This window comes from Candidatus Ozemobacteraceae bacterium, assembly GCA_035373905.1.
Taxonomy (GTDB): Bacteria; Muiribacteriota; Ozemobacteria; order Ozemobacterales; family Ozemobacteraceae; genus MWAR01.
Genome location: DAOSOK010000001.1, coordinates 44187 through 60244, shown reverse-complemented (window position 1 = coordinate 60244; position 16058 = coordinate 44187). Strand labels below are relative to the sequence as shown.

The window sequence follows — 16058 nt, the reverse complement described above, 5'->3', positions numbered from 1 at the left end:
CCATGACCCTCCGCATCCTGTTCGCCCTCGCGACGTCTTTCCTGGTCGCCGCTTTCATCGGCCCGCGCGTGATCGAACACCTGAAAAGCCGCCAGATCGGCCAGACGATCCGCGAGGAAGGGGTGCAGGAGCACAAGAAGAAAGCCGGCATCCCGACGATGGGCGGCCTGATCATCCTGATCCCGTTCCTGCTGACGACCCTGCTGTGGGCGCGCTGGCACCCCTCGGTCGGCATCGTGCTGTTCTGCACCCTGGCGATGGCGTTGCTCGGCGCAACGGACGACCTGACGAAGGTGATCAAGGCGCGCAGTCTCGGTCTCACGCCGCGTCAGAAGCTCGCCGCGCAGTTCCTGACCGGCATCATCACCGCCTACGCGGTCAAGACGTGGCTGGGCGCGAACAACGAGTTGCCGCTTCCCCTTGGCGCCGGCGGCGGAAGCCTCATCCTGTCTTCGACGTTCGTCCAGGTGCCGTGGTTCGGCACGATCGATCTCGGCTGGCTGTATCTTCCCTTCGTAGCCTTCATCGTCGTGGGGGCCAGCAACGCGGTGAACCTGACCGACGGGCTGGACGGACTGGCCGGAAGCGTCACGCTGACCGTGTTGATCCCCTTCCTCGTCATCGCCGTTGTGTCCGGTACACCGGGGCTCGCCCGCGGGCTCGGCGCGGCGTACATTCCCGGCACCGCGGAGCTGGCGATTCTCGCCGCCGCCCTGTTCGGCGGGTGTCTCGGCTTCCTGTGGTACAACGCCAACCCGGCCCAGGTGTTCATGGGCGACACGGGCTCGCTCGCGCTCGGCGGGGCCGTCGCGGCGCTGGCGGTCTGCACGCGCACGGAGGTGTTTCTCGCGCTCATCGGCGGCGTGTATGTGGCAGAGGCGCTGTCGGTGATCATCCAGGTCTCGTATTTCAAATACACGGGCGGGAAGCGGGTGTTCCGCATGAGCCCGATTCACCACCATTTCGAGCTGTGCGGCTGGGCCGAACAGAAAGTCGTGGCCCGGTTCACGATCGTCAGCCTCCTGCTCGGCCTCGCCGGGCTGGCGCTGTTCGCCATGCGCCTCGCCGGCTGATCGCGCGCTTCAGCAGATCGTCCGTAACAAGAAACCCCGGCTTACGCCGGGGTTTAACGATTGGGATGTTATGGACTTTTCATTGATCAGCGATAGTAGATCGAGAGCTGGACGTTCTGCATGCGGATATCGAGGGCCGCCTCGTTGCGGGCCGCGAAGAAGTAGGCGGCGCTAGGGTTGGCGCGGACGAAGTCGGTGACGTTCACGGTGTAGTGGGTCGAGGGCTGGGTCGCGGTGAAGTAGCCAAGGGCCGAACCCAGGAGGGCGTTGTTGCCAACCCACCAGCCGCCGAGGTTCTTGATCACCTGAACCTGCTGCGACGAACTGACGAAGGCGCTCATGCGGGCGCCGCCACCGAACCGGAACTCGGCATCGAACACCATTTCCGCCTTCACGAATGCCAGGCTGACGAAGTCGATGGCAACCGGAGTTTCGAGGGCCATTTCCGCGTAGGCGCCATTCGCGTCGGCATAGGGGAAGAACTGGGAGAACCAGCCGGTGTTGCCGACCGAACTGCGGATGACGGCCGGGTTCATTTCACAACTGATGTCGGCGATCTCGCCGCCCTTCACGACGACCGACGAGGATTTATCGAGATAGTCGGCGTGCGACAGTTTCACATTGTAGGTGCCGTTCGGAACCTTCACGAAGGAAAACACGCCGTTCGCGTCCGTGAGCCCGCTGAACGAGGTGCCTTCGATGCTCACCGCAACGCCGGAGATGGGGGTTTTCTTTACGTAGTCGAGAACCACCCCCTTCACGTCGCCGTCAGGGGCAGCAACAACCTTCTGGGTCAGGGTCGAGCTGATCTTCACGATCGGGTTGAGCAGATACTCGGTGACCTTCTGCTTGCCCATCTGCTTGACCTTGAGTGAGAGCTTGTTGAAGAAGCGGATCGAAACGTCCGTGGTGAAATTATCCTTGATCTCGAAGGAACCGAAGAAGCGAACACGGTTGCTGGGAATCTTGAGGGGGAACGATACGCCGCCAACGACGACCCTGCCGCTCTTGATGCGGAATTCCATGTAATTATAGACGCCATTGGGGAGTTGGGATCCCGCCAGTATCTCGGCGAGGGCGGTCGGATTCTTCAGATCTATCTCGTCGGAAATGATGGAGATCCCCCTGGGAGCGCCCTCCCTTGGCTTGACCTTCATGGAATCAAGAGTTATAAAGATATTATCCGCACTCGCGGCGGGGAGAACACGAACTTTCAGACTGCCGGGGCCGCCATTGCCATTTTTAACTTTGTGAACGACGACAAACGGCGGTTCAGCATACGACCAGCGGCTCTTTCCGAGGGTCTGTGGTCGTGCGCGCGCGCCAAGCACCTGACCGGAAACAAGGTCGTCCGACTCGGCGGTAAGCGAGGCGTTCACCTGGTCGGAAAGCGAATTGTCGGCCACGGGGTTGAATCCCCCGCTCCCCAGACACCCGGCCAACAGAGGAATGAGGGCCATCAAGGCCATCACTACGATCTTGTTGATAGTTGTCTTCATACTCATTTCTCCTCCGACCGATCGACAACGGCCGAGACTATTTCTCACAAGATTTACATGCAACCTTCGTACCCGCGCGGGATCATGTCTGTTTTCCGGCTTTTCCCCGCTCTACCACTCATTCTACACGATTTGTTCGTTTTCCGCACATCCTTCAGGCTAGGGATTTTTTCCCTTATCCTTTTTTCCCTGGGGATTTTCTTCCCAGCCCCCCTTTCCGCAATGGGTCCTGTACCCCTCGAGGCGACTGCTGATACGACGTTTGGCGCCACCTTTTCCTTCAATGTGCCGCCATTCGACACCCGCCGGGTGTACATCGACACGGCGTGCTTCAATGCGAACGGGAATCTTTCCACATCGACCGTCATCGCCCAGCCGCCGCCCGGCGGATACCCGGCATGGCAGGACAATTACAGCGTTGCTCCCTGGATACAGGTAAAAACGGCCATGAAATTTCCGACCGTCTTTCAGGCTGGTCAGATCCAGGTTTCCAACAACTCAACCTTCGCGACGGGAACTTTCGTGTATTCCGAATCGGATTTCATGGGCGGACTGACTGTCTATACCTACACTTCGGATCAAACGTTTCCCGACACACCAGCCGCAAGCGTCGTGGCAACATCGACAAGCTTCAAGCCTTCTTATTCTTATGGAATGGTCCCAACCCTCGGAGGCGTTCAGCTGTTCTGGAATCCCGGAACACCTTCAAATTTGTACCATGTAAAAATCACGGGAACATCCCCGACGCCAACAGCCGCCCCCTTATTCACAGGACTCGAAGTGGAATACGGCGTTTCAGCCTGCCGCATCGGGACATATGCCGACGGGATTCTGGGGGAACGGTCATTCCGGACAACAATTCCGGATCGCCCGCGACGCAGGCGGTTTTCTTCATCTGCCGCGAGGACAATCTCTCGATCGTGACGAGTACGACGGTCGATACGGGGGACATCAACTCCGACTGCGTCTCGATCGCGCAAAATCCCCGCACCGGGGTAATCGTCCTGTCATATATCTCGGGCACAACAGCAAAAACGAAGTATTTTCGTTATACCGGCGGCGTGATTACCGAAATCGCCGCCCCCGTCATCGGCTCCACCTGGAGCAGCGTCGGAAATGATGTCGAGGGGTTTTCGAATTTCGAGACAGCGTTCATCGGAATCGAGTCCGGCGGAACGTTTCTTCGCGACGCGTCTCTGTTCACCAGCACATCGGCGGTGACGAACACGGCCGTCACTCCCGGGCTGACGTCGCTTTTCTCTTACGAGCGCCAGGGGGAGACCAACGCCGGACTGATCATCCGGAAGCAGGATTATTCGAGCTTTGAACTCTGGCGCAGGCCTCTCGTCTATCCGACGGAGTGCGCCTGGGATGCGGCCGAGAAAGTCCTGCATCTCCAGGGACCGCCGTTTCCCAACACGAAAGTGACGGTCACGGCGTTTTTCCCCGAACCCCTGACGGCTTCCTGCACTGCGGAAGCGGCGAATGCGGCGGGCGGAGTCATTCCCTTCACCAGTTCCGACCTGCGTATCATCGCCAGTTCCGGAGCTCAGATCAGGCTCGCTTTCACGGGCGACATGATGACGGCGTCCTTTTCGAGCTGGGTCGGGAACACGGACGGGAAGCAGATACGGATGTTCGGACCGGCCAGCGCGCCGGTCTCCCTCGTTTACCAGACAGCCGATTCCCGCTCGGTCACCGTCGAGACGGGCGAGGATCTTCAGTTCAATACCACATACTACATACAAATCGCGAGCGACGTTCTGGCGGCGAACGGCACCCAACTCTGGGAGGCCGCGACCTATACGCTTCGGACACAGACGGTCAATTCGGGGGTGCTGGCCAGCGAGGTGCTGGCCATCGAGGCGTTCAGCGATGCGGCCAGGACGGTCCAGATCATTCCCGGGAGCGAGATCAACGCGACGACGACGCTGTATCTGCGGCTTCGGGCACGTGATCCGGCGTTCAATACGATCGATCTGGCGACGGCGACCTTCCTGCTCGACGGCGTCACGGTCAGCACCCTGCCCTTCTCGCAACCCGTCGCCGCGACCGAGACGTTCCTGACGCCGGCTGTCACGACGTCGGTTTCCTACGGGCAGCCTCATACCCTTGTTTTCCAGACGGCCTCGCCGACGGCCTCCCTGACGCTCACCGTCACATTCCCGGTGACGACCCCGGTTTCGCCGGCATCGGGCGCGACGGCCGTGCCGACGACGTCTTCGATCACGATCCAGGCCAGCGAACTCCTCGATCAGGCTTCGATCGATGCGACGACCGTCCGTCTGCTCCAGGGCGGGGCTCCCGTAGCCGTCAATCGCTCATGGGACGCTGCGACCCGCATTATCACCCTGACTCCCGTCGCGGCCATGGCCGGAAGCGCCCTGCATACCGTCGAGTGCGGCATGGTCAGGGATCTTGCCGGCAATCCTCAGGTCGCGACGCTTTCCTACACGTTCACGACCACCGACGTCACGCCGCCGACGCTCGTCTCGATGTATCCTGCATCGGGCAGCACCGGCGTCACAATAGATAAAAATATTATACTCACCCTTTCAGAACCAGTCGCGACGCCGAGCGTTACCGTCGCATCCGTCCGACTCCTCCGCACCGACGGCCCGGCGAGCTACAGCGTGAGCCTGAACGGTCCGGTCATCACGATCGATCCGGATGACGCGCCCGGAGGCGTCCTGCGCACCGACGCCTCCTATACGGTCGAAATCGGCGCCGGCGTGAAAGACCTTGCGGGGAACGCGTTCTCGAACACGCCGGCGACCTTCAGCGCAACCTTCCGGACCCAGCCGGCGACGACGCCGCCCACGTCCGCCGGCTCGTTCGTGCTGTTCCGTGACCCGACGCATCTCGACGCGTTTTCCGCCTCGGAGCGGGTTTCTGCGACGGCCGCCGTGTATCTGAAGTTCACGGGAACCGACGGCGCCACGCAGACGCGCGATCTGTTCGACGCGACCCTCCGCGCCTCATGGGGCCCGACCATTACGATTCCCATGACGGAATCCGCATCCGACTCGGGCGGACTTTATTTTGGTAATTATACATTATCAAATATACCTATTTTCACTTTTTCCGGCACGCTTCCTCCGGAACCCGTCGCCACGCTCAGCTGGGAGCCTTCGGTCGGGACGGGCATGGGCGCAACCCTGACCGTCGAGTTCCCCGCCTGGGTCCCGGCCCAGACGACGATCATGACGCTTTCCGGAAGTTCGGCCGCCAGCGGGGCGACGAACGTCCGGCTCGACGCGGCGATTCCCGTGGCCTTCTCGGCGGCACTCGATCCGGCCACGGTGGGAACGGCGTCGCTCCAGTTCACGGGGCCGTCGGGCACCGTCGCCGCGAACCGGACCGTGAGCGGCGACGGTCGACTCGTGACCATCACTCCCGCCGCCCCCCTTTCCCCCGCTGCCATCTACAGAGTGCAGGCTGAGTATTCCTCGACCGGCCTGCGGGGAACCACCGGCAATCCGATCTACCGGGGCTTCGCGTTCACCTTTACGACGCAGGCCGCCCAAACGAAGCCGCTTTCGATCGGTTCGGTCGGGTTCTTTCCCGACGCGACCTACGCTCCCTTCGCCCGACTCGCGACGGATGCCGACTGCGCCGCCACCGGCACGCTGTATCTGGAGATGCGCGGACAGGACGGCTCGGACCTGACGGTCGACGCCGAGACGGCATCGCTCTCGACGGGAGCCGTCGCAACTCTCGTGGAAACGGGCGCCTCGACCGGAGTCTATCGCGGCAGTTTCGCCGTAAGCGGGCTGGCGGACAATTTCCGGCTCGTCGCCGCCTCGACCGTCACCCCGGCCGCGAGCGCCTCGCTGGTTGTTACATATCCAAAACTATCGATCGTTTTTCCCGCCTCGGGCTCGATCGGCGTCTCGGTCTCGACCGACATCACCCTGCAGGCAAGCGAGGACCTCGATCCCTCGACCGTCTCCGCCGCGAACGTCACGCTCAGGGCGGGCGCCACGCCTCTCCCGACGGTTCTGGCTTACGCGACGGACTCGCGGCGCATCACGATCAGGCCGACGGCCCAGCTCGCCTACAACACCGACCACACGGTAAGCGTCGCCGGGCTTCGCGACACGGTCGGAAATCCCTTCGTCGGGACGCTCTCGTTCGGATTCCGCACCCAGGCGAGCACCGTTCCGCCCTCCACGATCCTGGGACTCACGGTCTTTTCCGATCCGGCGTATACCGCGGCGATCACCTCGGGAAGCGCGGTTCTTCCGGGCCAGGAGCTGTTCGTCAGGGTCACCGCGGTCGACGGTTCTCCCACGACGTTCGACGCGACGGGCATCAGGCTGTCCTCGAGCCTGAACCCGGCAAGCATCACCGCCTCCCTCGTCGAGACAACCCAGAATTCCGGCGTTTTCCAGGGTTCCATCGCCGCCCCCCCGGAATACGGCGCCGTGCTGACCGTCGAATCCATCACCGATCCCACGTTCCTGCGACAGTTCCGCACCCCCGTCCCGCCGCAGATCACCGGGCTGTTCCCCGCGTCCGGGACACCGAATCTCGCCTTCGACACGATATTCCGGGTTCAGACGAGCAAGCCTGTCGATGCCTCAACGCTGGTTCCGGGCGCAATACGGCTCGCCGACTCCCGGGGATATCTGATCGCGAGCATATCACTCGCCGCCTCCCAAACGATCGCGATCGAAGCCGACCTTGCGACCTTTTCCGACGTTCTCCTCGAAGTCACGCCTTCCGTGAGGGATACCGACGGGCTGAGCCTCTCCGCCCTCGCAGCCGGGTATTCGACGCTCTCGCCGTCGTACGGGCCGTTGAACCTGTATGCAGACGCCGGTTTCACCCAGCTGCTCGCCGACGGCACCGTCGTCGATCCTGGAGCGACTGTCAGGGTAAGGCTTTCCGGCACCGATGCCCGCACCAGAAGCCTCGAATCGCTTTCCGTCGCCTACTCCGATACAGCCGCAACATCCGCCTTCACCGTCACGGAAGTCACCGGCGGCGATTTCCGAGGGAGTTTCGCCGTTCCGAACTCGCCCGGCGCCACGCTGACGGTCTCCCTGCCGATCGCACCGGGTCTGTCGCGCACCCTCTCGATCCGGCAGCGGTTTTTCGTCACCCAAGTCTCGCCGGCGGACGGGGCCGTCGCCGTGCCGGCCGACTCGTGGCCGACGTGGCGATTCTCGCAACCGCTTTCGCCGGCGACACCTCTCACGACGGCGAATTTTCAACTGCTCCTGATGCCCGGGGCGGTCCCTGTCGTAGGCACGATCAATATTTCGAGTGACAGGAAGGCCGTCGAGTTCATTCCGACCGAGTTCCTGAATCTTCTGACAGATTACCGCCTCGTCGTGAAGGGCACCATCGCGGATGCGTTCGGACAGGTGCTCGGCAGCGATTACGTCACGAACTTCCGCTCGCAACCCCCGCCGGAGCCGCCTTCCGTCGTCAGTTCGCTCAGGCACTACCGGGATGCGGCTTTTGCGACCCCATGGCACGGCGTCATTCCCGGAGACGCGCTGTATCTCGAGGTCCGCGCCGAAGACGTTTCGTTCTCGACGATCGACTCGACACGGGTCCGCATCGACGCGTCGGACGGCTCGTTCATCGCCACGGAGGTCGTCCTGCTCGAAGAGACGGGGCCCAACACGGGCATTTTCAGGCGCGTGCTGCCTACAGCCGCCGGGGAAGGCGCAACGGTCAAGATCCGCTCCCAGGCCGACGCCGCATTCCAGCTGAGCCTTCCGGTCTTTTACCGGCCGCGCATCACGGGCGTCTCGCCGGCTTCTGGCAGCACCGGCGTGTGGCTCGACCAGACCTTCATTCTCTCTTTCGACAAGCGTCTCGATCCCGGCTGCATCGCCTCAGGCGGAATCACGGTGAAAACGCTCGCCGGCGCCGGCGTTCCCTTCTCAGCCGCCCTCGACCTCACGGGCAACGATCTTTCGATTGCGCCGTCCCTGCGCTGGGCGACCGGCACCGCACACATCATTGGTCTCCGACCGCCTCTGTGCGACACCGACGGCGTGCCGGTCACCTCCGACATCGCATTCACGAACCGCGGGACAACGGGGGCGACGTTCGAGCTGTACAGCGGCACCGGCAGCAGGGCGGGAACGGCCGTCTCGCCGCTCGGGGAGGCGTTGCCGGGCCCGGTCGCGATTACGGCGTCTGCGGCCGATCTCCTGGGGTATAATCCGGAAACGCGGCTGGTGAGCATCTCCGGAGCGACGGGCGCCGTCTCGGTCGTTCTGAGCGAAATCGCCACGGCACCCGGTCGCTTCCAGGGAAGCGGCGTCATCCCCTTCGCACGCGGCAGTCGCGCGACCGCGACGCTCGAACTGGGGCCGCGCCCGTCCATCCCCTTCCTGGTGGCGGAACTGCCGACGCTGTCCGGCGTCCAACCGGCGTCCGGCTCGCGCACGGCCCACGAGGCGTCGGTCATTTCCGCCTCGTTCTCGAAGGCGATCGACCTCCCGACGGCCGGACAGCTCGCGCTGACGGTGAACGGCGCTCCGGCACGGGCGCTTCTCGTCACGCCGGGCGCGTCTTCCCGCACCCTCCAGTGGCAGCCCGAAACGATCTTCCTGCCCGGCTCGCTCGTCGAAGTGGTTTTTCCGATCCTGCAGGATCTCCTCGGCCAATCCCTGCAGGTGCCGACCTACTCGTTCATCTCTGCCGGAACTCAGGGAATCACGATCTATACCGACGCCGGCTTCACCACTCCCCTGCCGGGCGACATCGTGAACGGGCCGAGCTTCTGGATCGAAGTCGCCGCATCGGGCGCGGCGGTCGTGCCGCCCGATCACCGGATTCTCGAGGCCTTCGCGCAACGAACCGCCACCACGCCCTATCTTCTCCCCCTGGAGCCTGTCGATGCGACCAGCCGCCGGTTCCGGGGCCGCATCGATCTCGAGGATGCGCGCGGCATCTCGAGCATCACCATTCCCGTCGTCCCCGGTGAACGGGTCGATCTCGCGTGCGGCACGCTTACATCGCAGTCGAAATATATCTATTACCGTACGAGCGGCGACACGCAACCGGTCAAGATCAGCGGCATGACGGCCTTTTCCGACCCGACGTTCCGCCAGCAGATCGACGGCGGCGAGCTGAACCAGGCGGTGGTGTATCTCGAGATCGAAGCCGACGACCTCAACTGGGTGAATGCCGACACGACCAGGGTCCGCATCGTTTCCGACAGCGAGCCGGGCGGGTTCGAGGTTTCGCTCGTCGAATCGGCTCCCCACAGCGGCCTGTTCCGGGCCAAGATCACGATCCGGGGCGACGGCGGGCCGGGCAACCCGGCGATGGGGCTGATCGCCGTCAGACCCGGGGAATCCCTGACCATGACGTCCGTCACCGATCCCCGCGTGCGCCTGAGACTGCGGTACCAGCCGGAGACTCGGCTGAACCATCTCTCGGTCTGGCCGAGCCCGGCCCGCGGCGACGTGGTGACCTTCCATTTCTGGCTCACCGGCTCGGCCGGCATCGAGATCAAGATCTACGACATGGGCGGCGACGAGGTGAAATGTCTCATGGAAGCCTGCCAGGTCGGAGAGAACCGGGTGACCTGGCGGATGCCGCGGCACATCGCGAACGGAGCTTATATCTACGTGCTCGAGGTGTATCCGGACACGGACGCCCCGGTCAGGAAGCGCAAATTCAAGGGCACGTTTGCGGTTTTGCGGTGAGAATGCTAAGATAAACACGTTTTCAACGCCATTTCACCCGTAAAGGAGCTATCGATCGATGTTTCCCAAAGGCGGAGCCAACCTCCAGGGTCTGATGCGCCAGGCCCAGAAAATGCAGGAAAAGATGGCCGAGACCCAGGAAGAGCTGAAGAAGCGCACGGTCGAGGCCAGCGTGGGCGGCGGCATGGTGACCGTTGTCGTCACGGGCGCGCAGGAACTGCAGAAGATCACCATCAACAAGGAAGCCGTCGACCCCGACGACGTCGAAACTCTCCAGGACCTCGTTCTCTCGGCCGTCAACACCGGCATCAAGAAGTCCCAGGAAATGGTCCAGGAAGAGATGGGGAAAGTCACCGGCGGCCTGAATATTCCAGGAATGTTCTGAGTTTCCCCGCGTGTGCGTCGGTTCGAGCCGGCGGGCATGCATGTTTCAAGCGAGTTCAAAAGCGGGCCTGGAAAGAATTCCGGGCTCGCGGTGTTGTTGTATGGCTCAAGGACCATGGTGCCTCCTCCGTTCGGGCTGAGCCTGTCGAAGCACGAGAAGTTTTCGCCCTTCGACAGGTTCAGGGCGAACGGATGGGTATTGCTCTGCAGGACTGCAAGTGAAGAAATGCTGCAACTTTTTCCCTTCTGCGGGTAAGATGAAGGTAGGACCGACATCGCAGACCATCGAACATGTGGAGGGCTCCTATGAACAGGTTTTCGCGAAAACTGATCTCCGTTCTGACGATGCTGGCCTTCGTTCTCCAGCTCTTCTCGCCGGCAATCACGTTCGCCCAGAGCGCCCAGACGCAGAAGGCGCAGATCGAGAAAGCGACGGTCGAGTTTCAGAAGACCTACGATGCGATCATGGCGATCAAGCCGGTCGAGCTCGGCGGCATGGCAAACTTCACGATCAACGCGATCGACGGGATCAAGTCGTTCGCGAGCGACGTCGGCGGCATTTTCAAAGGCGAATCGGCCGCCGAGCGTGAAGCCAGAAAAAAGCAGGAAGAGTACAACAAATACAAAGCCCAGATAGACCGGGCGAACAAGGACATCGAGCAGCTCAAGGCCGACGCCAAGGCGACGATGGCCATGCTCAAGAGCGGCGACATCCAGTCAGCCGCGAACACCGACCCCACCAAGAGCTACAACAGCATCGTCGAGAGCGGCGGTGCCCTCGGCGTCTATCAGAAGGCTCTCGGCGACGCCGGAAAGAAGCTGCTCGACATCGCCGGCAAGCTGTCGACGGCCGGAACCGTCATCGGCATCGTCACCGCGATCCTGATTCCGATCGCCGTCGTCTTCCCCGCCGTCGCGCCGGCGGTTCCGGTGATGAAAGGCGTCACCCTCGCCCTCACGATCGCCGAAGGCGTCATCAAGGCGGCCGGCAACACGCTCATCACGGCCTCCGAAAAGGCCATCACCGGCGACCAGGATTTCATGAAGACGATCGCCCTCGAAACGACTCTCCAGGCGGCTGACACGGCGACGGGCATCGTTCTCGGCAAGACGGGGGCCGGCGTCGCCGGCTCGGCCATCGCGAACACGGCCATCGGCGGCCTCACAGGCTCGATACGCGAGGTCAACCGGAGCGGCGCGACCGGAGCCGATGCGGCAAAGATCATCGGGAGGGAATTCGTCAACGCGGGCGTCTCCTCCACCGTCGGAGCCGTCTTCGAGGTCGGCATCGGCAAAATGGCCCAGGGGATGACCGCCGACATTCTGTCGTCTTCACCCAAGCTTGATGCGAAATTCTCGACGGACAAATCCCGCGAGGGAGTCACGGGCCTGATCGAGAAGGGACTCAGCCAGGGTCTTGATCCCGTGCAGTCGGCCGTGACCGAGGGGCTCAGCATCCAGGAACCGGAAGAACCGGAACGACCGAAGGCAAACGAACAGCCCAGCCTGGGCGGGAGCTGGTAACCCCGCGGCCCGGCTGGAAACAGCTGATTTTTCACAGTTCACAACGGGATCGTCCATGGACCGGCCGGACAAGCGATCGATCAGCAGGCCCCTGGCGGATTGCGGAAGCCGCCGGGGGTTTGCCGTTTTCTTCGTCTGCGCGTTCGCGCTGATGATGCTGATCCTGGTCATAAGCCTCTCCACCCACAAGACCGGCGAGGTCCTCCAGATCAGCCGCACGATCGACCAGGAGCGGCTCGTGTTGTTCGCCGAGGCGGGCATCAGCGAGATGCTGGCCGCCGTGAAGGCGGACGCCAACGATCCCGACAGCGGCATCGGCAGAGCGCTGTTCGACGCATGGAAAACCGGTCCGGCGGCGGGCGCGCGGGAGGTCTGCGTCGTCGAGTTTCCCCCCTTCCGTCTTCCGCTGGCGAACAGGCTCGCCGCCGAGTATTCCGGCAGGCACTCGGAGATAACGGGGCTTGCCCGCATCGTGATCCTCGACACGATCGGAGGGGCACGACCGTCGTATACGGGATTCGTGGAGCTGACAGGTTCGGCGAAGTCAAAGGGCCTGCCAGACATCAAGCTGAAAGAACGCCGCGAGATCAAAATCGTCGACCTGTCGTATCCCTTTCTCGACAAATACGTGCTGTTCGTGAAAAGCTTCTGCCGCCTTCTGAACAACCCGAAGAAGCGCATCGTCATCAAGGGGATCGCCCCGAGCGATCCGGCGATATATTCATTCGTATATCTCGGCAACCGTTCCTATCCGGCCTGTCCGGAGTTCCCGCAGGGGGCGAAGAGTTCGCAGCCACCGCCGATTCTGCTGGACCTGTCTTTCAGGGACGACCATCACCTGCTCGGCCCCTTCTACAAGCCCGGAGCGTTCCAGACGATCAACCCGGCGCACGCGCAGGCGAGCAAAGATAATTTATTCTATAGTATACCCCCATTCCCGTTCAGCACCATTTCCGGATCGTTTTCGAAAGCCTCGGATTTCCACAACACGCCCGAGATCGTCGCGATCTACAACAAGATCGTCGACTCCAGCACGAAGCATGCGGAGACCGAGGGGTCGATGGGGTACATGGTGGCGAAGGATTATCGAAAATCCGGCGGCGACCCGGGCAGGTCCGAGGTATTCAGATCGCTGGTGACCTCCCTGATGGACCACTGGAAATACCAGTACGGATACACCGATTACTCCAGTATCACCGGCGACGGGGGAAAGCCGTTCGTGAAGGAGCAGCCGTTCGGCGGCATCGGTCAGTATTTCAACTACTATATGAACGTCAACCCCCAGCGGGTTCTCGGCGGAAAGATGCCCCTGCTGTATGGGGAGCGACGCGACATTCCCGTGTTCGTCGAGGGGCCGGTGTATCTCCGTTTTTTCAAGATCGCCTTTCTCGACCAGGTCAAGGTTAGATTCGACCTGTACGGCGGCGCCTCGGTCGACGTCCCCTTTCCGCCCATCCCTCTGCATTACGAAAACTCGCCGCTCACGTTCGCGGGCAAGCCATGCACGCCCCCGATCGACGAGAGAACCAAGGTCCTGATGTCGACGGCGATCGATCTGCTGTCGATCAACCACCTGTTTTTCGGAACGGGCAAAACCGTCGTCCCGTCCCCGACGGCCGGGAAAGGCAGCATCCCCGGCCACGACGTGTTTCCGGCGTTCGACGAGTCGCTGCGCAGCGTGGCGCACATCTATCAGAACGCGGACGAGTTCGCGCGCGATCGCATCAAGACCATCGGCGGCAAACGAGTGCTCGACCTCGACGGCATCTCCCTGATCGTCAGCGCCGCAAAAAAACCTCTCGACCTCACCTCCGTGGAACACTACCGCGGCAGGGGCCGGATCGTCGTCCACGAGGGCAACTGCCGGCTCGGCAATCTCGCGCCGCTCAACACGAAACGGGATGCGCTGGGAATGTATCTGATGTTCGGCCATTTTCTCGTCCAGTCGTCCGCGCCAATCGTGAACATCTTCGCCTCGCTGGCCGCGACGACCAGCTTCAAGGATAACTCCACGGCGGCGGCGGCAGCCGAAAGCGGCATCAGCTTCGGCGGAAAAAGCGTCAACATTTACGGCAATCTGCTCGTCGACAATCTGTTCGAACTGAGCACCCTCCCCGACGGCGGACAACTCACCATCGTGCATGACCCCAATCTGTATTTTCCCGAATATCCGGTCCGGGTGAGCATCAGCGAGGCACGAACCATGCTGGCGGTCGATTACAATGCCGACTGACGAACGAGCGGGAAATCTGAACGGCGTCGCGGCCGGACTGCTCGTCCTGGCCGTGCTGTCCATGCTTTTCTTCGCCTTCTGGCTGCAAAAGTCCGGCGCGCGTGGTCGGCGACCGGACACGGGAGGTGCGGGGGCAATATCCGGCTCATCCGGATTCGCAACCGGCGGCGAGACGGATGCGGCCGCTCTTGAAGCCCTCATAAGGGAACGCACATCAGCCATCGGGCAACTCAGGCCCGGTGCGACCGAGTTTCTGCCCGCGGATGGTATCCCGCCAAGGCCAATCTCACGCGATTTTCACAAACTGCCGGACGCGTATTTCCTGCCTCAGGCGCCCGACGCGACAAGACGAGCGGTCGAGCGCATCCGGGAACTCAGGGAGACGGCCCCTCAATCGGGGGCGATGCATGATGCCCCCACGCCGGGTTCCGGTAAGACGGGAGGCATCCGATGATTCGACGAATCCCGCAACGCGGCTTTTCCCTCGTCGAAGTGGTCGTGGCCTTTGCCATAAGCCTGGTCTGTTTCGGCGGCTTGATCTATTTCGCCGCATCCACCCGGGCCGAAACCAGCAAGGCGGAGAATTACCTCCGGGCGCTCCAGATAGCCCAGGAAACGATCGAGTTGATCCAGTCGACGCCGTTCGAAGAACTCACGCCGGCCAAGCTCCAGATGTTCGAAGGGTCGCTCGTCAACCCGGCGACCGGGAAATCCGTTCCCCTGCCCGCGCACCCGGCGGCCGCATGGCAACCGGCGGATAAAACATATCCTGATCAATATACCAATGCATATTTCTACCGGAAGATCAAAATGAAACCGGCGGAAAGCGGCATCCCGAACTCACGGTTCCTGAAGCAGGTGATCGTGGAGGTGTTCTGGAACGAGGGCAAAAAGCCGGACAAAATCGAAGCCATCGGCGGAGACCCGGAGCGAATGCGCAAATTGTCCCTTCCGGCCGTCGTGTTCAACGAACGGGAGCCGTATTGAGATGAAAACGTCGCGCAGGAAATTCGGAACAACCGGTTTCACGCTGGTCGAGACGATGATCGGCCTGGTCCTGATGGTCGGGCTCTTCCTCATCGCCTACAAGGTGTTCAGCTTCATCGGCAACCAGCGTTCGCGCGGCTCGGTCGATCTGCAGGAGCTGCAGGGCGCCCGGCACGCCATCAACTACCTGCGACGGGATTTCCGGTGCGCCGTCCCGCGCATCCCCGGCTCCACGCCCCTCGCCAAGAAGAGAAGCGCCATGCAGCGGCCGGCGGTCGAAGCCGGCGCCTTCGCCGGCGACGGCACGACGCCGATCCTGGTATCGGGCTCGGAGATCCACTTTTTCCGGCAGACGTTCGACACGCCGGACGCCAGCCCGAGTCCGACGTTGGAAGAAGTCAATTACCTGATCGATCCCGAGCGGAAATGTCTCGTCCGGTTGAGCGCTGGCAGGGAACTGGTCTTCCCGGCGATCAAGGGGGCGCGGTTCGAATTGTACGGCCATCCCCTGAACCCCGACGTTCCGATGCTCCTGGTGAAACTCGTCATCGACGCCGATCCGAAAAAAACCGCCGACGGCCGCAATACGCTGGAACTGACATCCACCCTCTCGAGTTCCGTGGCGAACCAGAACATCAACCATCCGCACTGGAACAGGACGTATTACTGATTTTTATAT

The 16058-nt window shown here is 62.2% G+C and carries 10 protein-coding genes; 9 read left to right on the top strand and 1 reads right to left on the bottom strand.

Annotated elements, in window-relative coordinates:
- Positions 1-2: 2 nt before the first annotated feature.
- On the top strand, positions 3-1073 hold the full coding sequence (gene mraY / locus PLU72_00275) for a phospho-N-acetylmuramoyl-pentapeptide-transferase (protein ID HOT26589.1): 1071 nt from the start codon (positions 3-5) through the stop codon (positions 1071-1073).
- Between the two features lie 86 nt (positions 1074-1159).
- On the opposite strand, the gene PLU72_00270 is transcribed toward mraY, so the two are convergent.
- Entirely contained in the window at positions 1160-2572 is a 1413-nt protein-coding gene (locus tag PLU72_00270; protein HOT26588.1) for a carboxypeptidase-like regulatory domain-containing protein, read from the bottom strand.
- A gap of 84 nt (positions 2573-2656) precedes the next feature.
- Between PLU72_00270 and PLU72_00265 the strand changes: the two genes are divergently transcribed.
- The 8 genes from PLU72_00265 (at position 2657) to PLU72_00230 (ending at position 16049) form a co-directional block, all read left to right on the top strand.
- Positions 2657-3496, top strand: coding sequence for a hypothetical protein (locus PLU72_00265; GenBank protein HOT26587.1), 840 nt, complete (start codon positions 2657-2659; stop codon positions 3494-3496).
- Complete coding sequence (locus PLU72_00260) at positions 3493-10251, top strand: Ig-like domain-containing protein (protein ID HOT26586.1); 6759 nt, start codon at positions 3493-3495, stop codon at positions 10249-10251. The genes PLU72_00265 and PLU72_00260 overlap by 4 nt, the downstream gene beginning before the upstream one ends.
- A gap of 58 nt (positions 10252-10309) precedes the next feature.
- Positions 10310-10636 carry a YbaB/EbfC family nucleoid-associated protein gene (locus tag PLU72_00255; protein ID HOT26585.1) on the top strand — a complete coding sequence of 109 codons (327 nt, stop codon included), beginning with the start codon at positions 10310-10312 and terminating at the stop codon, positions 10634-10636.
- Between the two features lie 305 nt (positions 10637-10941).
- Positions 10942-12159, top strand: a complete 1218-nt coding sequence (locus PLU72_00250; protein ID HOT26584.1) for a hypothetical protein — start codon at positions 10942-10944, stop codon at positions 12157-12159.
- 55 nt (positions 12160-12214) lie between these two features.
- Positions 12215-14392: a hypothetical protein gene (locus PLU72_00245; protein HOT26583.1), complete on the top strand. Its 2178-nt coding sequence runs from the start codon at positions 12215-12217 to the stop codon at positions 14390-14392.
- On the top strand, positions 14382-14846 hold the full coding sequence (locus PLU72_00240) for a hypothetical protein (GenBank protein HOT26582.1): 465 nt from the start codon (positions 14382-14384) through the stop codon (positions 14844-14846). Before PLU72_00245 ends, PLU72_00240 begins: the two co-directional genes overlap by 11 nt.
- A complete protein-coding gene (locus PLU72_00235) occupies positions 14843-15379 on the top strand; it encodes a prepilin-type N-terminal cleavage/methylation domain-containing protein (GenBank protein ID HOT26581.1) in 537 nt (178 codons plus the stop codon). The genes PLU72_00240 and PLU72_00235 overlap by 4 nt, the downstream gene beginning before the upstream one ends.
- Position 15380: 1 nt before the next feature.
- The gene (locus PLU72_00230; protein HOT26580.1) at positions 15381-16049 is read left to right on the top strand and encodes a hypothetical protein; all 669 of its coding nucleotides are present in this window, start codon (positions 15381-15383) and stop codon (positions 16047-16049) included.
- Positions 16050-16058 lie beyond the last annotated feature (9 nt).